The sequence below is a fragment of the Pseudomonas sp. PDM25 genome, assembly GCF_019219045.1.
Lineage (GTDB): Bacteria > Pseudomonadota > Gammaproteobacteria > Pseudomonadales > Pseudomonadaceae > Aquipseudomonas.
In genome coordinates this window covers 220,382-241,362 of record NZ_JAHUWL010000009.1, presented here as the reverse complement: position 1 = coordinate 241,362, position 20,981 = coordinate 220,382, and the positions used below count along the sequence as shown (strand labels likewise).

Genomic DNA, 20,981 nt, shown 5'->3' with positions numbered 1-20,981 from the left:
CAATAGCCATTAATGTGACGCCATTCTCATTGCATGAACGGAGTCAGGCTTTTGTGTGCGATCGCAGGTAAGTGGCCATCCACCCTATCGAGTTCCCCAGCCTGCAGCCAGACAGGCTGGCGCGCGATCTCACGCCGGCATGGCAATACGGGGACGCTGATCGTCCCCGTCGACACACACGACATTCCCGCATTTGACATGACGTTGTGGAGATAAACATGCCGAACGATCGTAAAGAATGGGCTCACCGACTCCCTGAGTTTCTCGTCGAAGCAGAGACACTGCTGGTTAAAACCGAGGAATGCCTGAGTCATTTGCAACTGATCAGTAATGACAAGGACGCCATCGACTGCATGCTGAGCACCCTGCTCAAATTGGCCAACAAGGCTGATGCCCTCGCTCTGGCAGCCGTTTCGGAGTTTTCGCTGCACATTCATGGTTTGCTGAGCCATGCCCAGAATCACATGGATTTACACGACCAGGCCCTGAGTGCGCTGAAAGACTGCCTGACGTTGATCGCCTGGCAACTCGAGCTAATCGATCAGAAGACCGGCCAACTCAGCCTTGATGACAGCGAACAGACCTCCCTGATCGAAGCCTTCGCCTTTCAGGTCGGACACAGTCAGTTTCAGCCCCCCGCTAATTCCAAGCCGTTCACACTCGTTTCCTTTGCAGGTCGGCAAGCCTGAATTATCGGGCCCTATGCCGTGTTGTGAATTTTTATTGCCATGACTGCCCTTCCAACTTTGGCGGGATCATGTCGCATTTGAATATTCCCTACCTGCTTACGACAACTCGAAACAAATAAACCACTCTTGCCAGCCAACTTTTTCCATTATGGAACTGCTGTCCATAAATGCTTGTTTCCTGACTCTGCGGACACATATACCAAACGCGACCAACGGTATCTTAAGTGGTATTATGCCGCCCATTAGTTGACGTCAATTAATGGCAGAGTGACTCCAGACAGAGACCCGTCATCCACGATGCCCGGTCTTCCCGCAGCGAACATCCATTGGCTCCATCCGCTATGTACGCCAGCCTCAAGTCGATCACCCTAAGGCTACCCACCCCAAAAAACGCGCGCCTGGTCACGCTTGTGTTGTGTACCTGTTCGGCGCTTGGCTGCCTGCTGATTTATAGCCTGTCCACTCGCCTGCCGCTGAGTCTGCTGGTACTCAATATCGCCGCATTGGCCTGCGTCTGGGTACAGCATTGTCTTTCGCGCAAGTCGATAAAGTTTCAACCCCAGGAGTTGGCTGACCGGCTGTTGGAGGTTCAGGAAAACGAACGTCGCCGGCTCAGTCGGGAACTGCATGACGACATCGGCCAATTGCTGACCGCGGCAAAACTTCAAAGCGACTGGCTCAAACGCCGAATGCCCGAAGAACTTCAGGGCCAGTGTTCGGTGCTCTGCGACACGCTGGAAGAAACCCTGGCCAAAGTGCGAGACGTATCGGCCATTCTCAATCCGAGGCAGCTGACCAGTCTCGGGCTGGAAGCCAGTCTGCGGGCGCATTTACTCAAGACGCTGGCCAACACGCCGGTGCACTGGAGCCTGGAATGCCATCAGCGTTTGGCCGGCATACCGGAGGAAATGACGCTGGCCGCCTTTCGAATTACCCAGGAAGCGGTGACCAATATATTGCGCCATGCCGAAGCGAAAAACCTGTTGGTCCGCCTGCAACGTCTGCCTCAGGGCCTGACACTGTTGATCAGTGACGATGGCCTGGGATTCGCACCCGCGACCGATCCAGGTCGTGAGGGGCAACGTGGAATGGCAGGGATGTCGGAACGGATCAATCAGCTGGGAGGCACACTGAGCGTGACCAGCGAGCCGGGCAAAGGCACTCAAATCGAAGCCCTCTTTCCCTGGGCGCCTCGTGCGCTCGAACGGGCCAGTACGAATAAGGTTATGCGTTGACTTGTAACTTACTTCTGGTGGATGACCACTCGCTTATCAGGGCAGGCGTGCGCGCTCTGGTGCTGGATATTCCCGGCTACGCGGTAATCGGTGAGGCCAATGACGGCTCGCAGTTGCTCGAGATGGTCGAGCAGTTGTCCCCCGACATTATCCTGCTGGATATTTCCATGAAGGAAACCAGTGGCCTTGACGCATTGCAGCGACTCAAGCGAGTACGCCCGCAGAGCAAGGTGCTGATCCTGTCGATGCACACCGATCCCGCAATCATCATGCAGGCACTGGAATCCGGTGCACATGGCTACCTGCTCAAGGACACCACGGCTAACGAGCTCGAACATGCCCTGGATGCCTTGCGGAACAACGAACGCTACCTGAGCCCGGCCATCGCCCACACCGTCATCAACCAGGCGCTGACTCGAACTCAGAAAAACCAGCCGGAACCTGCCGACTCGCACAACCTGACGGCGCGTCAGCTGGAAATCCTTCGGCTGATCGTTCGCGGAAAATCCACCCGGGAAATTGCCAATGGCCTGGGCCTCAGCATCAAGACCGTTGAAACCCACCGCTCGCAGATCATGAAGCGTTTGCAGATCTACGATGTGGCGGGACTGGTGCTGTTCGCCGTGCGCGAGCAGATCATCAGCCTGGATGATTGATCAATTGCGATGACCCCAGCAGCGGCGAGTTTTCAGGTAAATGCACGCGCAGTGCCGCTGGACGCGTCGAGAAACGCAAGTTGTCACCTTCCAGAGGTTCGCCATCGAGGTTGATGTAGAGGCCTTCCGAGACCTTGATTTCCACCCATGGCAACCGGACTCGCACAAACATGTTGTCGATGCCGAAGCCATCGGCGAGCAGGGTTTTCAAAGTGCCGACGACTTCTTGCGGCGCAGGCAGAATACTGATGTCCAGCAGACCGTCGTCGGCCAGCGCTTCCGGACACAACACATGCCCACCGCCGGCCTGCCGGCCATTGCCGATGCCCAATGCCAACAGCTCGCCACTCCACTGGAAATCAGGCCCCTGCAACTCGCCATAGGCTGCGTGCAACTCACTGAAGCGCGATAAACCGGTGAACAGGTAAGCCGCGCCCCCGAGGATTTTTTTCAAGTCCTCCGAGGTGTTTGCCGTGACCTGACTGCCAAAACCGCCCGTGGCCATATTCAGGAACACCTGCCCGCCGACCTCACCCAGATCAATGGCGCTCGGCGCAATGTCGAGAAGTTCCAGCGCCTGCGCGGGCTCCAGAGAAACGCCGGCGGCACGCGCGAAATCATTGGCGGTCCCCAACGGCATCAGGACCAGACTGGCCTTTGTCGAATGCGCCGCCAAGGCTTCGGCAATATCACGCAAGGTACCGTCACCGCCGCCGGCAATGATTTGCGTGTAGCCTGCCGCCAGTGCTTCATCTACCAGGCGCTGCGCGTCGCCCGCTTCCCAGGTCACTCGAACGGCCAGCTCCCAACCCTGCTCGCGCTTGTCCGCAACGGCAGAACGAACCGCCTCGTTGAGTGCTTGCTTGCCATGCAGAATCAACAGCGCCTTGCGTTCGCTCATCAGTTGTCACTCCCATGATTGAATTCCGTATGGGAGATGTTGACCTCATCTCGCCACATAAAAGTCGCAAGAATTTGAATTATTTGAAGTCGAGCCGTATGGCGTCCTACAAGGCGGTACTTTTTCTTACAAGACGTGAGGAATTGGCTCAATTGACCGCCCCAAGCGATTGGTACACCTTGGCGCCTGCCGTTATCAAACATCAGCAGGAACTACACAGGGACGTGCCATGCAAAGCCAAGAGATCAGGTCACCGGTTATTCCGGTTGCACCGTTCGCAGAAAAACGCGCCAATCATCAAGCTGAATTCAAAAACAGCGCAAAGCCCATTGGAGAAGCTGCTATGGAATCTCGCGTCGTTGAATTGGAGACCCACCTCAAATACATCCGACGAGACATGGATGAAGTCCGTAGTGACGTCAAATCCATAAAACACAGGCTTGCCTACTCGGCTATTGGAACAGCCGTCGTCATCGGGGTGCTGGCCTGGATCGCCAATAGCCGTTTCGACCAGCTCGTGACACTCCTGGCTCACCAAGGGTAAGCCATGAACGCAAAACCCGGTTCGATCAACCGGGTTTGCGCAGTAAGCCAGCGACAGGAGTCAGCTCAGGACTTCGCTCAGCGGGATGAAGCCCACGTAGTCACCTTCGATCAGCGTGCGATCCTCCAGCACCTCGACCAGACCATCAGCCCAGGCAGCGCTACGCAGAACACCAGAACTCTGATTCCTGTAGATAATCGCCCGGCCATTCTCCAGACGTCCGCGCAAGTACTCGCGTCGATGGCCTGCTTTTGGCCATGCAAACCCTGCAGGCACCTGAAACTTCAGGGGCTCAACCTCTTTTACACCCTGTCGGCGCAAGAGATAGGGCCTTGCCAACAAAGCAAAGGTCACCAGCGTTGAAGCCGGATTGCCAGGCAAACCAATCACAGGTACGCCGCGAAAATGCCCGAATGTCAGCGGTTTGCCGGGTTTGATGGCGAGTTTCCACAACGTCAACTCGCCCTCTTCACGCAAGGCAATGCCCAGAAAGTCAGCCTCTCCCACCGAGACACCACCGGTGGAAAGGATCAGATCGACATCTTTCAATTCACCGAGGCGAGTGCGGGTGGTCGCTAAATCATCCGGAAGAATTCCGGCATCGATCACCTCACAGCCCAGGCGCTGCAACCAACTACACAGCAACACTCGATTGCTGTTGTAGATCTGCCCCGGCCCTAGAGCCTGGCCCGGTTCAATCAGTTCATCCCCGGTGGATAGAACTGCAACGCGAACCTTGCGAATCACATCCAGCTCTGCGCATCCCAGCGATGCAGCCAACCCCTGTTCGATCGACCCGAGGCGCGTGCCGGCTGGCAGAATCAATTCACCAACAGTAGCTTCCTGGCCTTGAGGACGAATGTTTTGTCCTGGGGCCATGGTTTCGGTGAAACGTACTCGCTCATCCACCTGAACCTCGGTGTTTTCCTGCATCTCGACGCAATCTGCACCCGCGGGCACTGGCGCACCGGTGAAGATTCGTGCACAGGTGCCAGGCTTCAAGGGCTCCGGAGCCTGACCGGCAAAAATCTTCTGGCTGACCACCAGTGGCTCTCCGGCCCAGTCGGCCACGCGCAAGGCATAGCCGTCCATGGCACTGTTGGGCCACGGTGGCAGATCCAGCGTCGAGACCAGGTCATCGGCCAGCACCCGGCCCTCAACCTGCGCCAATGGCAAGCGTTCACGCTCACGAATCGGTGAGGCTTCGGCCATTGCCAGCAAGCGTGCCAGTGCCACCTCGACAGCCATCAGACTGCCAGTCTTGCCTGGCTTACCCGCGGGATTCACAGGGTGCCGCCTGTTTGAGATGAGCGACGAAGTTGCACGGGCGGTGCCGCGAATCCAGCTGCTCGGCAAGAATGCCATCCCAACCGGTGCGCACGGCATTGGTCGAACCCGGCAAACAGCAGACCAGCGTGCTATTGGCCAAGCCAGCCAGGGCACGGGACTGAACAGTAGAGGTGCCAATATCCGCCACCGATATCTGCCTGAACAGCTCACCAAAACCGTCGACCTGTTTATCCAGCAGGCAACTCACCGCTTCCGGAGTGCTGTCGCGTCCCGTGAAACCGGTACCGCCAGTGATCAGCACCACCTGCACGACATCGTCGGCAATCCAGTTGGCGACTTGCGCGCGAATTTTGTAGAGATCATCTTTGAGTAGAACCCGGGCCGCCAGGTTATGGCCGGCAGCGCTCAAACGATCGACGAAGAGCTGGCCAGAAATATCGGTTTCCAGGGTGCGGGTATCGCTGACCGTCAGCACCGCGATGTTGAGCGGTGCGAAAGGTACATCAGCCTTGGCTTTCATAGGCTCATCCAGTTGTAGGAGAAACAGCCCGGTGTTATATCACAGCGCCTCATTTTTTCGCCGCCCCCATGGAGACTTGCCATGACCTCGAATACACATTTGCCGCCCTGCTCCATTCTGCTCCTGGCAGGTGGTCGTGGCCAACGCATGGGCGGTCAGGACAAAGGGCTGCTGGAATGGCACGGCGAGCCATTGATTGCCCACTTGCACCGCAAGACCCGTTCACTGAGCGATGACCTGATCATCTCCTGCAACAGAAACCTGGAAAAGTACGCGCCCTACGCCGACCAACTGGTTCATGACGATGAAGGCGACTTTCCTGGCCCCCTGGCCGGTATTCGCGCAGGCCTGAAGGCCGCCCGCCATGCGCATTTGCTGGTGCTGCCGTGTGACGTACCACGCATCGATGCCGCGCTGCTCAATAGCATGCGCGACTCCGCCAGTCAGCACCCGAACCAACCGCTGATGCTGCGCCATGGCGAACATTGGGAACCTCTGCTGTGCATTATCCCCGTGGCACTCTCGGCCGATTTCGACAGTGCCTGGAACGACGGCGAACGCAGCCCGGGTCGCCTCATGCGCAAACTGGGCGCCACCGCCCTGCAATGCCCCGACAATGATCCACGCCTGGCCAACCTCAACACACCAGAACTGTTAAGTGCCAACTACACTGTGTCAGACTGACAGGAGAAGGAACTTGCGCGCTTTGTACACGTCTCAAGCTCAGCAACCAAAAGAATTCATATTCGGAGACACACCCATGACTCAACGGACCCTCGCCACTTTCATGCTCGCACTGGGCCTCGCTACCCTTGCCGGTTGCGCATCGCCTACAGTGATCACCTTGAATGACGGTCGAGAAATCCAGGCTGTCGACGCGCCAAAGTTCGATAAGGATTCGGGTTTCTACGAATTCGAACAACTGGATGGCAAGCATACCCGCATCAACAAGGATCAGGTTCGTACCGTTAAAGAGCTGTAATTTTTGCGGTGACAACCGGATATGGAAAAGCCCGCTATATGCGGGCTTTTTCGTGGCTGAAGATCGGCAGACTCACTGAACTTCAGTGATCACCACTGCAGGGTGATGGTGCTTTCGAATACTCTTTCCTGGCCGGTGACCGGGTCCACAAACCGTAATCCCTGAGCGAGCAGTTTCAAAGGATTGGCATAGTCATCCTCAACATCCTTGAGTACTTGCGGATAAAACGGGTCGTTGCAGATGCTGGCGCCCAAGGCTGTCATGTGCACCCGCAACTGATGCTTCTTGCCCGTCACCGGGTAAAGCGCATAACGCCAGAGGTCACCGTTCTTCTCCCTGACGTCGACAGCCGTTTCGGTATTGCTGACGCCCGGACCTTCCTGCATGCGGAAGAAAGGCTCGCCATCGATGAGGCGACTCTTATGGACCAATGGAAAAGAGAGTTCAGGCAACGCTCGGGCAATGGCCTCGTAGCGCTTTTCGATCTGCCGCGCAGGAAACAACGACTGATAGGCAGAACGGCTCTGAGGGTTGGCGGAAAACAGCACCAGCCCCGCGGTGTGCCGGTCAATGCGATGCAAAGGCACCAGATGCGGGTTGTCGAGTCGACGGATCAGCCGTCGCAACAGGGTCTGTTCCACGTATTCACCCGCCGGAGTCACCGGCAGAAAATGCGGCTTGTCCGCCACGACCAGATGCTCATCCGCGTACAGAATCGACTCAACCACCGGGATCGGCTTTTCGTCCGGCACCTCACGGAAATAATGAATCCGCAAGCCTTCCTTGTAAGGCAGATCAAGGGCGATCGGCATGCCGTGACCGTCGAGGACACGACCGCGAGCGATTCTGTCCAGCCATTGTTCACGACCGATGGCGCTGAAATGTTCGCACAGACAATCGAGTACGGTCTGCCACGGACCAGGCGGCAAGTAGAGCGTGCTGGCCTGATTGTGTGCAGCAGAAAAAGATGAAGTGGACATACGAAAGTTCTAACCCTCAATACAGGGCGGCATTATCCAACAGCGGCCGGAACGAACCTAGAAGAGAATCCTCATGCCGGTATCTGCGTGCGCGCTGCCGCTTCGGTGAACTCCTTGAGCCAGCGCAGCACATCGACTGCCTCCCAGCGACCAGGGTCATAAAGCGCATACAACAAGCCCTGATAACCCACGACATCCAGCTGCCGGTGATAGCCCGCGCGCTGGAACAAGGCTTCGATTTCGGCGAAACAGGTATTGAAATGCAGTTTATTGAAGGGCGTTTTTCCTTCTGTGACCAGGCCATCCAGACGCAATTCGAGGACAGCCTCGCGCACCACGTCCGCCGACATCCGGTTCACGCTGTTCTTCAATTGTTCGACATTGACCACGATTCATCCCTCTCACGCCCGGACCGCCTGCTTAAACCCGAACACCGAAAACGGCAAGGCAGGCTTTACGAATTACTGTATGCGCATACAGTATCCGATCAGTACCGGTAAAGCCAAGGGATCCATCGCAAAGTTCGACAGACGGGAACACCACCACCGCAACAACCGCTTAACGCAGGAACGCCACCACCTGATCGGCACTGAACGGCCAGCCCAGCTCCGCGCCCGTATCGACCCGTCGTAATACCGGAATACGCAGACTGTAAGCTTCGAACCATGTTTCGTCGTCGGCGATATCCACCAGTTCCACCAGCAGACCGCGCTCGACAAATTCCATCAGCATGGCTTCGGCGACTTCACAGAGATGACACCCAAGGGTGCCGAACAGCTGACATTCAGGAAGCATGAGCGCTCAACCGAAAAATTTAAGTCATCATTCTAGGCCGGCCCCGAAAAGCCGTCGAGCCATTGAATGCTCTACCCTTGAGCCATAACGACAACGGATCGCGGCAATACGCTGACGCACATCAGTCGTCTTCAATATCCTTTGCGCGATGCTCTCGGATTAATTGCCTCTACGCTTGAATGGCCAGCGTCCCGTCACCGGAGTTTTTTTGTGTTCGCCAACCTGTTGATCATCCTCGCCTCCTCTCTGGTGGTGATTGCACTGTTCCAGCGCCTGCGATTACCACCGGTGCTGGGTTACCTGTGCGTGGGACTGATGATCGGGCCGAGCGCATTCAACTGGGTCCATGAAAGCGAAGAGCTGCCGGACCTCGCCGAGTTGGGCGTGGTGTTTCTGCTGTTCTCCCTTGGGCTGGAGTTTTCCCTGTCGAAAATGCTCGCGTTGCGCCGAGTGGTGTTCGGGCTTGGCAGTCTGCAGGTGCTGTGCTCCGGGATGCTGTTAGGGGGGTTGTTGATGCTGCTCGGCATGCCGATCACACCTGCGCTGTTACTCGGCGCCGGCCTGTCGCTGTCTTCCACGGCCATTGTCAGTAAAGAGCTGAGCAGTCTCGGCGAGATTTTCAGCAGCCACGGCCAGAATGCCATCGCCGTGTTGTTGTTTCAGGACGTCGTCGCGGTATTGCTGCTGACCCTGGTGCCGGTGTTCGCTGGCAGCAGTGATCAGGCCTGGTATTGGGCGCTGCCACTGACGCTGGGTAAAACCGTCGTACTGTTCGTCGGCCTGCTGCTGGTCAGTCGCTGGTTGCTGCCGCGGCTGTTCCATGAAGTGGCAGCTGCCCGTTCCCCGGAACTGTTCGTACTACTGGCGCTAGTCATTGTTCTGCTGACGGCGTGGTTGACGCACCTGCTCGGTCTCTCCCCTGCCCTGGGTGCGTTTCTCGCCGGCATGCTACTGGGGGAAAGCCATTACCGGCACCAGATCGAGGCCGACATCCGCCCGTTCCGCGACATCCTGCTCGGGCTCTTCTTCGTCAGTATCGGCATGCTGATCGACTTGCAGTTGTTCGCCAGCCACGGCCTGCTGATTCTCGGCCTGACCCTCGGGCTGTTGCTGCTCAAGGGCTGCGTCGTTGCGCTGCTGGTCAAATGGCGTGGCAGCGATGGCGAAACCGCCTGGCGCAGCGGCCTGGCATTGGCCCAGGGCGGCGAGTTCTGCTTTGCGCTGATGGCACAGATGCAGCAGAACAAACTGATGCCCGCGAATTTTGGCGGCCTGCTGCTGGCGGCGACCTTTTGTTCGATGCTCGTCACGCCGTTGTTGCTGCGCGCCGCCCCCCACATCGCCACACGCCTGCACCGCAAACCCAACGAAGAAGCAAAACTTGAAGAAATCAACGCGCTCAATGCCGGGTTACACAACCATGTCGTTATATGTGGCTATGGTCGTGTAGGTCAGTCAATCGGACGCGCACTACGCAACGCGCAACAACGCTACATCGCACTGGACTCTGATCCAGTGCGTGTCCACGAAGCCGCCGTGGGTGAGACCTGCGTGCATTATGGCGACTCACGTCGCGCTGAACTGCTGGTCGCGATAGGGCTGGAGCGCGCCAGGCTGTTGGTGATCGCCGTGGATCAGGCCGACATTGCGTTGCTGATCCTCAAGGAAGCGCGGCGACTCAACACGACCGTGCCGATTCTGGTGCGCACGCGCGACGACAGCCAACTGGCCGAGTTGAAAGCAGCCGGAGCCAGCGAAGTCGTGCCTGAACTGCTGGAGTCGAGCCTGATGCTCGCCTCCCACGCGCTGATCATGCTGGGATTACCAGCGCATCAGGTACAGGAGCGGGCCGACCAGATACGGCACGACCGCTATCGTCTGCTGCACGGTTTCTATCCTGGCTCTGACGACGAAGAGACCTAGTCCTGGCTCACAGCGCCAATCTTGTGCACCGACAAGTCAGCGCCGTAATACTCTTCTTCCTGACTCAGACGCAGACCATGGAACGCCTTGATCGTGCCATACACGGCAAAGCCACCCGCCAGCGCCACAACCACCCCCAACGCAGTGCCGATCAACTGGCTGATCAGACTCACGCCGCCCAGCCCACCCAACGCGCTCTGGCCGAAAATGCCGCAAGCGACTCCGCCCCAGACGCCACACAAACCATGCAACGGCCAAACCCCCAGCACATCGTCGATGCGCCATTTGACTTGAGCCGCAGTGAAGCACCAGACAAACAATGCGCCGGCGATGACACCCGTGATCAGCGCGCCCACCGGGTGCATCAGATCGGAACCGGCACAAATCGCTACCAGCCCGGCCAGCGGGCCGTTATGCAGAAAGCCCGGGTCATTGCGCCCGACGATCAGCGCCGCCACGGTACCGCCGACCATGGCCATCAGCGAGTTCACCGCCACCAGTCCGCTGACACCTTGCAAGGTTTGCGCGCTCATCACGTTGAAACCGAACCAGCCAACGATCAGGATCCACGACCCCAGCGCCAAAAAGGGAATGCTCGAGGGCGCGAACGCCACCAGTCGCCCTTCGCGATAACGACCATTGCGTGGCCCGAGCAACAGCACCGCCGCCAGCGCCAGCCAACCGCCCATGGCATGGACCACCACCGAGCCCGCGAAATCATGGAAGCTGGCGCCAAAGTGCTCCAGCAACCAGGCTTGCAGGCCAAAGTTGCCGTTCCAGATCATGCCCTCGAAGAACGGATAGATGAACGCCACGATCAGTGCCGTCGCGCACAACTGCGGGACAAACCGGGCACGCTCGGCGATGCCCCCGGAAATGATCGCGGGTATCGCCGCAGCAAAGGTCAGCAGGAAGAAAAACTTCACCAGCCCATAGCCATGATCCGCATTGATCACCGCCGCCGGTTGCATGAAGGTCACCCCATAAGAAATCCAATAGCCTATAAAGAAGTAGGCCAGGGTCGAAATGGCGAAATCGCTGAGGATCTTCGACAAGGCATTGACCTGGTTCTTTTGTCGAACCGTGCCGACTTCAAGAAAGGCGAAACCGGCGTGCATCGCCAGCACCATGACCGCGCCGATCAGAATGAACAACGTATTGGAGCTATGGACCAGACTGTCCACAGCGCTTTGCAGATTTTCCATAGGGTTGGCAGACCTGAAGGCTAAAAAAGCACCAAAGCAGTTCGCGCAGACAATTCATGCACCAAGTTGCACCTTGTCGGGATCAGCAGATTGATCCCGACGAGCCACTTTGGCGCACAAGGTTGGAACCTTTGCGCGAGTTTTGATTATTTGAGATAAGGTTTTGCTCGAATCCTGCCCAGCAACAGCGCAACGGCGCAGGCACACGCACCACGACGTAGCAAAAGTTGTACCAGTCATTTGTACTGAACCTTCGCCCAAGGCTCATACTCGAACGTTTCAGAAGCCACTTACGGAGATCCACCCATGGCCAGCATCAAGGCAAAGACTGCTCAAGAAATCCTGATGAATGATTTTCAGACTCTGGTCAGCGACACCGAACGGTTGCTGGAACACACCGCAACCTTGGCCGGTGATCAGGCTGATGAGCTGCGCGAGCAAATCCACGACAGTCTGCTGCGTGCCCGCGAAACCTTGAAATTGACCGAAGACTCCCTGCGCGAACGCAGCAAGGCCGCCGTTACCGCCACCGAAGACTATGTCCAGGCCAACCCATGGCAATCGGTCGGGATCGCGGCCGGGGTTGGTTTCCTGCTTGGCTTGCTGGCCACTCGGCGCTGATATGGCGATCGGCGAATCCGGCTCGTCCGCGACGGGCCCAAGCTCCTCACCGCGGCGCCTGGGTGCTGCGTTTCTTGGACTACTGCACAGCCATGTCGAACTGTTCGGCATCGAATTGCAGGAACAAAAAGCCCGCACGGTAAGCCTGTTGCTGTTCGCAGGCCTGGCGCTGGTTTTTGCCTTGTTGTTGCTGGTGGGCTTGTCGACGCTGGTGTTGATCCTGTTTTGGGACACCTATCGCCTGGCGGCCATCATCGGGCTTTGTGTTTTCTATACCCTTGCGGCGATTTTCTGTGCAATGCGCTTGAGAGCGGCGATTTTCGATGAGTCCTCGCCCTTCCACGGCACCCTGGAAGAATTGGCCAACGATCGGGAGCGTCTGCTGCCATGAGCCTGCCTGAACTGCCTCACAACAGCTCGCGCACCGAAATGCGCAAGGCGCTGATTCGCCTGCGCATGGAAATGCATCGTCAGGAAATCCGCCATGAATCCGCGCAACTGCTGCAACCCTTGCAGCGCGTGCGCGGAATAACGCAAAACCTGCAGGATGGCTTCGGCATCAAGCACGCTCCACTCTGGGGCGTGGCAGCCGTCACCTTGCTGGGCTTTCTGACGGGCAAGGGCGCCAAGAGCGGTGGCGTCAGCAGCCTCACTCGACTGGTTCGTCTGGGCGCCACGCTGGGGCCATTGATCAAGCTGGTCATGCAAGGCTCTTCGCGTCACCACTAGGCCACTATCTGGCTGCATTCTTGCAACACTGGGATTGAACCTCTTTATCGAGGGGTTCAATCCTGCGTGCCTACCCGGTGAACAGGTTTTATCCAATAACAAGACCTGACCAAGGAGGCCTCGTGATCGACGGGCAACCGCTCGCCTGCTTTCAACCCTTCATCGATACCGCCACCGGCCGTATCGCTGGCGTCGAGGCCCTGGGTCGATTGCGCCAGGCTGACGGTCAACTGACCTCGGTGGGGCCGCTGTTCGCCGACCCGCGAACGCCCGCCATCGCGCTGCGTCGTCTGGATCGCCAGATCCGCGATAACGCGCTGAGCCGTCTGCATGAAGCGCCCTCGGACTGGTTTCTGAGCCTGAACATATCGCCACGCTGGATCAACCGCTTGCAACAGGACCAGGCGCTACCGAGCCTCAAGCAACTGAGCAGGCACAACGTCGACCCGCAACGCATTGTCTTCGAGATCACCGAACTGGGGGGCGATATTCAGCGCCTGGCCGACGTCGTGGCACGCTACCGACAGGCCGGCGCGCGGATCGCCATCGATGATTTTGGTGCCGGCTACTCTCAGCTTGATCGCGTACTCGCGCTGCAACCGGACATTCTCAAACTCGACATGCGCCTGTTCCAGGCTGCTGCGTTGGGCGGACCGAGCAGCGACGTGGTCAAGGCTCTGGCGCAAATGGCGGAGAAAACCGGTTGCTGGATCATCGCCGAAGGGGTGGAAACCGAGGCTCAACTGAGTTTTGCCCTGGAGTGCGGTTCGCGCTACGTCCAGGGTTTTCTGTTTGCCCGGGCGCAAGCTGGTTTCTTTGCCACGCACGCCTTTGTCGAGCGCTTCGCGCAACTGCGTCTGCGCTATGTTCAGCAGAAGCTGGCTGAGCGCGGCCGCCTGATGATCATGCGCCAGCAACTCAGCGAGCTGATGACCATCCTGCAAGCATGGGCTCAGGCCGAGGCGCCGCTCAGCGCGTTGCCACAACTGGATGCATTTCCCTGGCTGCTGCGCTTCTACCAATGCGACCGCCACGGCACGCAGCTGACGCCCAACCTTGAATGGCGCAACAACGGCTGGGAGGCCGACAATCGCTACGTGGGCCACAACTGGTCATGGCGCCCCTACTTCTATCACCTGCTGGCAGAGGGTTGGGATGAGCGAAGACTGACGCTCTCCAATACTTACCGCGATGCCACCAGCAATCAGTATTGCCTCACCGCCGGGCAATTTTTCGACCACGGCGAACGACTGCTGCTCATCGATATCGACGCCGCCGGGCTGTAGGAGCCGAGCTTGCTCGCGATGACGGCAGTTCACTCAATATTGCAGCGCCTGATACACCGCCAGCGCCGGCAAGCCGTGCTCCTACAGGTGTGTGCTTGTTTTTCGCTTGCAGGTCCGGACGCGAACCCGGAAGCTTAAGCAATCAAACACCTGACGGAGAGAACCCGCCTTGGATTGGCAAACCCTGCTTACTCGCGAACGCCTCGGAAAGCCTCTGCACAGCCCGGAAGAACTCGGCCGCAGCCCTTTCCATAAAGACCACGACCGGATCATTTTCTCGGGCGCGTTTCGCCGCCTCGGGCGCAAGACCCAGGTCCACCCGGTCAGCAGCAACGATCATATCCACACGCGCCTGACCCACTCGCTGGAAGTCAGCTGCGTCGGTCGTTCGCTGGGCATGCGCGTTGGCGAAACCATCCGCAGCGCCCTGCCCGACTGGTGCGAGCCCAGCGACCTGGGCATGGTGGTGCAATCGGCCTGTCTGGCCCATGACATCGGCAATCCGCCCTTCGGCCACTCCGGCGAAGACGCGATTCGCCACTGGTTCCAGCAAGCCGCCGGCCGTGGCTGGCTGGATGCGATGAGCGAAGTCGAACGCAATGACTTCCTCAATTTCGAAGGCAATGCCCAAGGCTTCCGGGTACTCACCCAGCTGGAATATCACCAGTTCGACGGCGGCACCCGGCTGACCTACGCCACACTGGGCACTTATCTGAAGTACCCATGGACGGCAAAACACGCGGACTCACTGGGCTACAAGAAGCACAAGTTCGGCTGCTATCAGAGCGAACTTCCGCTTCTGGAACAAATCGCCCATAAACTCGGCCTGCCGCAACTCGAGGAACAGCGTTGGGCGCGCCATCCGCTCGTGTATCTGATGGAGGCTGCCGATGACATCTGCTACGCGCTGATCGATCTGGAAGACGGTCTGGAAATGGAGTTGCTGGAATACGCCGAAGTCGAGTCCCTGTTGCTGGACCTTGTGGGTGACGATCTGCCGGAAACCTATCGCCAGCTTGGTCCACAGGATTCGCGTCGGCGCAAACTCGCGATCCTGCGAGGCAAAGCCATTGAACACCTGACCAACGCTGCAGCACGGGCCTTTGTCGAGCAACAGGACGCGTTGCTGGCCGGCACGTTGCCCGGTGATCTGGTGGAGCACATGCACGGCCCAGCCAAGCGTTGCGTCTTGAATGCGAAGGACATGGCGCGGAAAAAAATCTTCCAGGACAAGCGCAAGACCCTGCATGAAATCGGCGCCTACACCACGCTGGAAATCCTGCTCAATGCCTTCTGCGGCGCGGCACTGGAACAGCATAACGGTCGAACGCCCTCCTTCAAGAGTCGCCGAGTCCTCGACTTGTTGGGTAACAATGCGCCCGATCCTCACGGCCCATTGCACGCCTCGTTTCTACGGATGATTGACTTCATCGCCGGCATGACCGACAGCTATGCCAGCGAAATGGCGCTGGAGATGACCGGTCGTTCGAGCCACTGAAGAGACCCGGGTGATCAGCCATTACGCCGCCTGCAATGGTTGATTTGCCTCTCAACCCCCTAGTGCACTCAACGTTCGCCGAATCCCCCTACAACATACGCTGAGCTAACTGATCGATTATTCGGTAACTTCGCGAAATAATCTCGCTTCTTTCAGTTCGACAGAAGAAGCGTGAATACTCCTATGTTCAAAGACGATCTACGCATCTTGCTGGTAGAAGATCACCCATTCCAACTCCGGGCAACTCAATACCTGCTTGAGAGTTATGGTTTCACCCAACTGACCACCACCGACAGTGCCGATGGTGCCTTGAAACAAATGCTCAAGGCTGTGCAACCGTTTGATATTCTTTTGTGCGATCAATGTCTGCCCGATCTCTGCGGGCTTGATCTGGTCGAATTCGCCAGCCACCGGGGGATGATTAGACAGGCCATACTGTTAAGTAGCCTGACATCCGCCGAACTGGATGAACTTGAAAAAAAGGCCAACGAACACGGACTGCCATTATTGGGATACTTGATAAAACCGCTGAAACAATCCGAATTTAGAAATCTGTTGACCTTGGCCTCATTGTAAAAAATCGCATAACAAACACACTAAAAATCCAGCCAAAACACAACTCAAAACTTACATTTAAAGACTTCCAACCTCTCGACTAACTATCAACAACCTTTACCCTTCTTCATAAAAAACCTAGTTGATACGTAGTCCTATTCTTCTTCAGTTGTAGGATTGTTCCTATATTGCCGCTGCAGGTCCGTCAGCTCATGCGTCGTCTCAACTATCTGAGCTAAGGTGCGCGCTTTATTAGAGCTCGTATGGGATTTGATTATGAACTCCGTTTTTATTGTCGACGATCACCCTGTCATCCGCCTAGCCGTCAGAATGTTGCTTGAACATGAAGGTTACAAAGTCGTCGGCGAAACTGATAATGGGGTCGACGCCATGCAGATGGTTCGCGAATGCATGCCTGATCTGGTCATTCTCGACATCAGCATTCCCAAACTGGACGGGTTGGAAGTTCTCGCCCGTTTCAACGCAATGAGTACCCGCCTGAAAACATTGGTATTAACAGCACAGTGCCCCACACTTTTCGGTATTCGCTGCATGCAGTCCGGTGCATCGGGATATGTGTGCAAACAGGAAGACCTGAGTGAACTGGTCAGTGCTATAAAGGCCGTATTGTCAGGTTACAACTATTTTCCAAGCCAGGCCTTGAATCCAGTTCGCAGCGATGACGCACGTTTCGCCGACCTGGAACTGTTCAAGTCAGTCAATGACCGGGAACTGATGGTCTTGCAACTCTTTGCCCAAGGACGCACCAACAAGGAAATTGCCAAAGGCATGTTTCTGAGCAACAAGACTGTCAGCACTTATAAAAAACGCCTCATGCAAAAACTCAAAGCCAAATCCTTGGTTGAACTCATCGATATGGCAAAACGTAACGCGTTAGTGTGAGAGACAGGATGCCCAGTCGTATAAAGGATTATCTGACACTCATGGCGGCAGGTTTATGCCTGAACACCGCAGTGGCCGCTGCGCAAACCGTCAGCGAGAACTACACCCTGATGAGTCGCTCGATGGCCGGGCACCAGGAACTCCAACTGGATCCATCACAACGACAATGGATTGAGCATAAACGGGAACTGATCCTTGGCACGTCAGCCCCGGACTACCCCCCTTTCGACCTGACCATCAGTGGGCACGACTACGAAGGTTTTACCGCCGATTACGCAGGTATCCTTGGTAAAACAACCGGTTTGCCCATCAAGGTTCTGCGCTTTGCGTCCCGGGAGGCCGCGATCGAGGCACTCGAAAACGGCAAGATCGATTTGCTGGGGACCGCCAATGGATTCGAAGCTCACAATGCTGACATCGTACTTTCCAACCCCTACGCCGTAGACCAGCCGGTTCTGGTGACACGCGAAGGTGAAACCAGATCCTTGACCGATGGTCTGGCCGGTCTACGGCTGAGCATGGTGTATCACTATTTGCCGCTGGAGGAGGTCAAGGCGATGTATCCGGGGGCGATCATCACGTCCTTTCCGTCCTACCAGAATGCGATCAATGCCGTTGCCTTCGACCAGGCTGACGTTTTTCTGGGTGACACCATTTCCACCCATTACATGATCAACAAGGGGTATCTGAACAATATCCGCATGGCCAACTTCGGCAAACACGAAGCCCACGGCTTCAGCTTTGCGGTGCACAAGGACAACCCGCAGCTGCTCGCGATCATCAACGCAATGCTCATGGCCATCCCCACCAGCGAACGAGACAACATTGCCAAACGCTGGAGTGCCGGCAGTGACATGCTGCTCACCGATCAAAAACTGCAGCTCACCCACAACGAGGAACGCTGGCTGGCGCAAAACCCGGCAGTACGTGTGGTGGTCAATGAGGCTTTTGCACCGCTGACGTTTTTCGACAGTGATGGCAACTTTCGTGGGGTTACCGCGGACTTGCTAGAGCTGATCAGATTGCGCACCGGCTTGCGCTTCGACGTCCGTCGCAGCCGCAGTGACGAGGAGATGATCGAGCAGATCAGGGACAACAAGGCCGACGTGATCGCCGCCCTGCTCCCCAGTGCCCAACGTGAAACGACGTTGAACTTCACCCGCCCCTATCTGCAAAACTCCTTTGTCCTGCTGACTCGCAAAGCCGCCGACAGCCCGGCAAGCCTTGCGCAGTTGCAGGACAAACGCCTGGCAATCGCCCAAGGCAATCCTCTGGTGGATTACCTGCGCAGCGAGTTCCCGCGGATAAAGCTGATTGAAACCCCGGACACGTTCAGTGCCGTGGAGTTGCTGGCCGAGGGCAAGGCAGAAGGTGCGGTGAACTCACTGGTGATTGCCAACTACTTCATCTCATCGCAGCTCTTTGAGCAGACCCTACAAATCAGTACCACCATCGGCACCCGGCAGGCCGCGTTTTCCCTGGCCACAGGCCGGGAAGCCAAAGAACTGAACACCATCCTCGACAAGGCGCTGCTGAGCATTGCCCCGGAAGAACTGGGCATCATCAACAGCCGCTGGCGCGGCTATTCGGCGTCTTCGCAAAGTACTTGGCGCAATTATCACCGGCTGTTCTACCAAATCGTTATCGGTGCCGGGGTGCTGCTGCTGATTTCCGTTGCCTGGAACGCTTACATGCGTCGCCAGATAAAGCAGCGTCAGGCAGCCGAGCGTGCATTGAACGATCAACTCGAATTCATGCGGTCACTGGTCAACGGGACGCCTCATCCCATCTACGTCCGCGATCGCCAGGGACTGCTGCAAAGCTGCAACGACAGTTATCTGGAAGCCTTCTGCGCCAGACGTGAAGACGTTATCGGCAAAGGCGTCATGCAAGCCAACATGAGTAATGCATTCGAAGCCCGGGAATATCAGGCCGATTACCAGCGCGTCATGGCCGAGGGCAAACCGCTGATTCTCGATCGCCCACTGCACATCGGCGACCGCAGGCTGACGATTTACCACTGGATACTTCCCTACCGTGATTCGAGCGGTGAAGTACAAGGCATCATTGGCGGCTGGATCGACATCAGCGAACGGCGGCAACTGTTCGATGATCTGCGTTATGCCAAAGAGCGCGCCGATGAAGCCAACCGTGCCAAAACCACATTTCTGGCGACCATGAGCCATGAGATCCGCACCCCGATGAATGCGGTCATCGGCATGCTCGAACTCACGCTCAAGCGCATTGATCATAAGCACCCGGATCGCCCGGCCATCGATGTGGCGTACAACTCGGCGAAGGACCTGCTGGAGCTGATCGGAGACATTCTCGACATTGCACGGATTGAATCCGGACAGCTGAGCCTGAGCCCGGAACGGGTCAATCCAAGTGAAATCGTGGCCTCGGTGGTGCGGGTCTTCGATGGACTGGCGCGCCAGAAAAGTCTGCGGCTGCTGCTGGAATTTCACCCTGCCAATCCGGGGTTTGATGTCCTGTTGGACCCGATGCGCTTCAAACAGGTGCTGTCCAACCTAGTGAGCAACGCCATCAAGTTTACCGAGCACGGCCAAATCAGGATCATCGTCGACCTGCAGCCGACCGCCGAGCCTGAGCGGGTCCGGATGCTGTTGCAGGTTCACGACAGCGGCATAGGGATCAGTGAACAGGATCAGCGGCGGTTGTTCGAACCTTTTGCTCAGGCCGATCACGCCGGGCAGTCAGCCAGAGGTGGTGCGGGGCTTGGGCTGGTGATCAGCCGCAGCCTGTGCGAAATGATGGGCGGCAGCCTGCAATTGAGCAGCCAGCCGGGTGTCGGCACTCACGTCGAGGTGTCATTGCACCTGGCCACGCTGCCATTCGTACGGAGGCCGGAGACGGCTGAAGCGCAAATCCGCACCACGACGATCCCCTTGAATGTTCTGGTGGTCGACGATCACCCTGCCAATCGCTTGCTCATGTGCCAGCAACTGGAGTTTCTGGGCCACCGATTCAGCGTCGCGCCAGATGGCCAGGCGGGATTTCAGGCATGGGAAGCCGAGCCGTTCGACCTGGTGATTGCCGATTGCAACATGCCGATCATGAACGGATACGAGCTGGCCCGCGCCATTCGCCGACATGAACAAAAAACACACCGCCCGCCCTGTACCGTGCTGGGTTTTACCGCCAACGCACAACCGGAAGAAATACAACGCTGCAAACAAGCCGGGATGGACGACTGCCTGTTCAAGCCCCTGACCCTGACAGCCTTGAGTCAGTGGTTTGAAGGTGTCAGGCCAACCGTCCGCGATCCCGCATTCAGCCTGCAAGGATTGCGTCTTTTGACCGGCGGAGATCCGGTATTGGACCAGCGATTGTTGACCGAACTGTTGAACAGCAACCGTCTGGACCGACAAGAACTGCTGGCGCTGTCCCCCGCCAAAGAACCTCAGCCATTTCTCGACGTCGCCCACAAAATCAAGGGCGCCGCCCGAATTGTCCAGGCGTCCCGGGTGATCGACAGCTGCGAGGCAATGGAAAAGGCCTGCCATGAAGTGTTCCGTCACGACGAAGTGGCCGATTGCAGCAAGGCTATAGAGCGCGCCCTGCTCGAACTGGAGCAAGCATTACAGCAACAGATCGGTCAAAACGACAAAAGCGGAATGACCGAGCCTTAACTATGCTTGGACGCTG

The 20,981-nt window shown here is 57.3% G+C and carries 22 protein-coding genes; 15 read left to right on the top strand and 7 right to left on the bottom strand.

Going from position 1 to position 20,981, the window contains the following annotated elements; all coding sequences use genetic code 11:
* Positions 1-218: 218 nt before the first annotated feature.
* The 3 genes from KW848_RS19145 (at position 219) to KW848_RS19135 (ending at position 2,580) form a co-directional block, all read left to right on the top strand.
* Complete coding sequence (locus tag KW848_RS19145) at positions 219-689, top strand: hypothetical protein (RefSeq protein WP_150656970.1); 471 nt, start codon at positions 219-221, stop codon at positions 687-689.
* A gap of 341 nt (positions 690-1,030) precedes the next feature.
* Positions 1,031-1,924, top strand: coding sequence for a sensor histidine kinase (locus KW848_RS19140; protein WP_218537754.1), 894 nt, complete (start codon positions 1,031-1,033; stop codon positions 1,922-1,924).
* Complete coding sequence (locus KW848_RS19135) at positions 1,921-2,580, top strand: response regulator transcription factor (RefSeq protein ID WP_218537725.1); 660 nt, start codon at positions 1,921-1,923, stop codon at positions 2,578-2,580. The genes KW848_RS19140 and KW848_RS19135 overlap by 4 nt, the downstream gene beginning before the upstream one ends.
* Here the strand turns inward: KW848_RS19135 and yegS are convergent.
* Entirely contained in the window at positions 2,564-3,481 is a 918-nt protein-coding gene (gene yegS / locus KW848_RS19130; protein WP_192410938.1) for a lipid kinase YegS, read from the bottom strand. The genes KW848_RS19135 and yegS overlap by 17 nt on opposite strands.
* 229 nt (positions 3,482-3,710) lie before the next feature.
* Here yegS and KW848_RS19125 point away from each other — a divergent pair, with 229 nt between their 5' ends.
* Entirely contained in the window at positions 3,711-4,025 is a 315-nt protein-coding gene (locus KW848_RS19125; protein ID WP_192410939.1) for a hypothetical protein, read from the top strand.
* Positions 4,026-4,085: 60 nt separating this feature from the next.
* Here KW848_RS19125 and glp read toward each other — a convergent pair whose 3' ends face one another.
* Positions 4,086-5,312, bottom strand: a complete 1,227-nt coding sequence (glp, locus tag KW848_RS19120) for a gephyrin-like molybdotransferase Glp (protein WP_218537724.1) — start codon at positions 5,310-5,312, stop codon at positions 4,086-4,088.
* Positions 5,296-5,835, bottom strand: coding sequence for a molybdenum cofactor biosynthesis protein B (moaB, locus tag KW848_RS19115; protein ID WP_218537723.1), 540 nt, complete (start codon positions 5,833-5,835; stop codon positions 5,296-5,298). The genes glp and moaB overlap by 17 nt, the downstream gene beginning before the upstream one ends.
* A gap of 81 nt (positions 5,836-5,916) precedes the next feature.
* Here moaB and mobA point away from each other — a divergent pair, with 81 nt between their 5' ends.
* Both mobA and KW848_RS19105 read left to right on the top strand, forming a co-directional pair.
* Positions 5,917-6,519, top strand: coding sequence for a molybdenum cofactor guanylyltransferase MobA (gene mobA / locus KW848_RS19110; protein WP_218537722.1), 603 nt, complete (start codon positions 5,917-5,919; stop codon positions 6,517-6,519).
* Positions 6,520-6,595: 76 nt separating this feature from the next.
* The gene (locus KW848_RS19105) at positions 6,596-6,817 is read left to right on the top strand and encodes a YgdI/YgdR family lipoprotein (RefSeq protein ID WP_218537721.1); all 222 of its coding nucleotides are present in this window, start codon (positions 6,596-6,598) and stop codon (positions 6,815-6,817) included.
* Positions 6,818-6,906: 89 nt separating this feature from the next.
* On the opposite strand, the gene KW848_RS19100 is transcribed toward KW848_RS19105, so the two are convergent.
* From KW848_RS19100 to KW848_RS19090, 3 genes are all read right to left on the bottom strand, one after another.
* On the bottom strand, positions 6,907-7,797 hold the full coding sequence (locus KW848_RS19100) for a pseudouridine synthase (RefSeq protein ID WP_218537720.1): 891 nt from the start codon (positions 7,795-7,797) through the stop codon (positions 6,907-6,909).
* Between the two features lie 71 nt (positions 7,798-7,868).
* Positions 7,869-8,186 carry a hypothetical protein gene (locus tag KW848_RS19095; protein ID WP_008145883.1) on the bottom strand — a complete coding sequence of 106 codons (318 nt, stop codon included), beginning with the start codon at positions 8,184-8,186 and terminating at the stop codon, positions 7,869-7,871.
* 169 nt (positions 8,187-8,355) lie between these two features.
* Positions 8,356-8,592 carry a glutaredoxin family protein gene (locus KW848_RS19090; protein ID WP_111452360.1) on the bottom strand — a complete coding sequence of 79 codons (237 nt, stop codon included), beginning with the start codon at positions 8,590-8,592 and terminating at the stop codon, positions 8,356-8,358.
* Positions 8,593-8,802: 210 nt separating this feature from the next.
* Here KW848_RS19090 and KW848_RS19085 point away from each other — a divergent pair, with 210 nt between their 5' ends.
* Positions 8,803-10,515 (top strand): monovalent cation:proton antiporter-2 (CPA2) family protein, encoded by a 1,713-nt coding sequence (locus tag KW848_RS19085; protein WP_218537719.1) that lies wholly within the window; start codon positions 8,803-8,805, stop codon positions 10,513-10,515.
* Here the strand turns inward: KW848_RS19085 and KW848_RS19080 are convergent.
* Complete coding sequence (locus KW848_RS19080; protein WP_218537718.1) at positions 10,512-11,720, bottom strand: ammonium transporter; 1,209 nt, start codon at positions 11,718-11,720, stop codon at positions 10,512-10,514. The genes KW848_RS19085 and KW848_RS19080 overlap by 4 nt on opposite strands.
* A 306-nt stretch (positions 11,721-12,026) precedes the next feature.
* Between KW848_RS19080 and KW848_RS19075 the strand changes: the two genes are divergently transcribed.
* The 8 genes from KW848_RS19075 (at position 12,027) to KW848_RS19040 (ending at position 20,965) form a co-directional block, all read left to right on the top strand.
* Entirely contained in the window at positions 12,027-12,341 is a 315-nt protein-coding gene (locus KW848_RS19075) for a YqjD family protein (RefSeq protein WP_046049174.1), read from the top strand.
* A gap of 1 nt (position 12,342) precedes the next feature.
* A complete protein-coding gene (locus KW848_RS19070) occupies positions 12,343-12,732 on the top strand; it encodes a phage holin family protein (RefSeq protein ID WP_008145878.1) in 390 nt (129 codons plus the stop codon).
* On the top strand, positions 12,729-13,070 hold the full coding sequence (locus tag KW848_RS19065; protein WP_218537717.1) for a hypothetical protein: 342 nt from the start codon (positions 12,729-12,731) through the stop codon (positions 13,068-13,070). The genes KW848_RS19070 and KW848_RS19065 overlap by 4 nt, the downstream gene beginning before the upstream one ends.
* Before the next feature lie 122 nt (positions 13,071-13,192).
* Positions 13,193-14,356, top strand: a complete 1,164-nt coding sequence (locus tag KW848_RS19060) for an EAL domain-containing protein (protein WP_218537716.1) — start codon at positions 13,193-13,195, stop codon at positions 14,354-14,356.
* Positions 14,357-14,525: 169 nt separating this feature from the next.
* Positions 14,526-15,854, top strand: coding sequence for a deoxyguanosinetriphosphate triphosphohydrolase (locus KW848_RS19055; protein WP_218537715.1), 1,329 nt, complete (start codon positions 14,526-14,528; stop codon positions 15,852-15,854).
* Between the two features lie 183 nt (positions 15,855-16,037).
* Complete coding sequence (locus KW848_RS19050; protein ID WP_149629247.1) at positions 16,038-16,430, top strand: response regulator; 393 nt, start codon at positions 16,038-16,040, stop codon at positions 16,428-16,430.
* Positions 16,431-16,685: 255 nt separating this feature from the next.
* Positions 16,686-17,312, top strand: a complete 627-nt coding sequence (locus tag KW848_RS19045; protein WP_111452367.1) for a response regulator transcription factor — start codon at positions 16,686-16,688, stop codon at positions 17,310-17,312.
* An 8-nt stretch (positions 17,313-17,320) separates the two neighbouring features.
* Positions 17,321-20,965 carry a transporter substrate-binding domain-containing protein gene (locus KW848_RS19040; RefSeq protein WP_218537714.1) on the top strand — a complete coding sequence of 1,215 codons (3,645 nt, stop codon included), beginning with the start codon at positions 17,321-17,323 and terminating at the stop codon, positions 20,963-20,965.
* Positions 20,966-20,981: the final 16 nt, after the last annotated feature.

What these genes read in the sequence shown, in the direction of transcription:
- KW848_RS19145 (WP_150656970.1), top strand. Translation starts at nt 219, where the DNA reads ATGCCGAACGATCGTAAAGAATGGGCTCACCGACTCCCTGAGTTTCTC.
- KW848_RS19050 (WP_149629247.1), top strand. Translation starts at nt 16,038, where the DNA reads ATGTTCAAAGACGATCTACGCATCTTGCTGGTAGAAGATCACCCATTC.
- KW848_RS19070 (WP_008145878.1), top strand. Translation starts at nt 12,343, where the DNA reads ATGGCGATCGGCGAATCCGGCTCGTCCGCGACGGGCCCAAGCTCCTCA.
- KW848_RS19045 (WP_111452367.1), top strand. Translation starts at nt 16,686, where the DNA reads ATGAACTCCGTTTTTATTGTCGACGATCACCCTGTCATCCGCCTAGCC.
- mobA (WP_218537722.1), top strand. Translation starts at nt 5,917, where the DNA reads ATGACCTCGAATACACATTTGCCGCCCTGCTCCATTCTGCTCCTGGCA.
- KW848_RS19140 (WP_218537754.1), top strand. Translation starts at nt 1,031, where the DNA reads ATGTACGCCAGCCTCAAGTCGATCACCCTAAGGCTACCCACCCCAAAA.
- KW848_RS19105 (WP_218537721.1), top strand. Translation starts at nt 6,596, where the DNA reads ATGACTCAACGGACCCTCGCCACTTTCATGCTCGCACTGGGCCTCGCT.
- KW848_RS19065 (WP_218537717.1), top strand. Translation starts at nt 12,729, where the DNA reads ATGAGCCTGCCTGAACTGCCTCACAACAGCTCGCGCACCGAAATGCGC.
- KW848_RS19075 (WP_046049174.1), top strand. Translation starts at nt 12,027, where the DNA reads ATGGCCAGCATCAAGGCAAAGACTGCTCAAGAAATCCTGATGAATGAT.
- moaB (WP_218537723.1), bottom strand. Translation starts at nt 5,835, where the DNA reads ATGAAAGCCAAGGCTGATGTACCTTTCGCACCGCTCAACATCGCGGTG.
- yegS (WP_192410938.1), bottom strand. Translation starts at nt 3,481, where the DNA reads ATGAGCGAACGCAAGGCGCTGTTGATTCTGCATGGCAAGCAAGCACTC.
- KW848_RS19040 (WP_218537714.1), top strand. Translation starts at nt 17,321, where the DNA reads ATGCCCAGTCGTATAAAGGATTATCTGACACTCATGGCGGCAGGTTTA.
- KW848_RS19080 (WP_218537718.1), bottom strand. Translation starts at nt 11,720, where the DNA reads ATGGAAAATCTGCAAAGCGCTGTGGACAGTCTGGTCCATAGCTCCAAT.
- KW848_RS19090 (WP_111452360.1), bottom strand. Translation starts at nt 8,592, where the DNA reads ATGCTTCCTGAATGTCAGCTGTTCGGCACCCTTGGGTGTCATCTCTGT.
- KW848_RS19125 (WP_192410939.1), top strand. Translation starts at nt 3,711, where the DNA reads ATGCAAAGCCAAGAGATCAGGTCACCGGTTATTCCGGTTGCACCGTTC.
- KW848_RS19100 (WP_218537720.1), bottom strand. Translation starts at nt 7,797, where the DNA reads ATGTCCACTTCATCTTTTTCTGCTGCACACAATCAGGCCAGCACGCTC.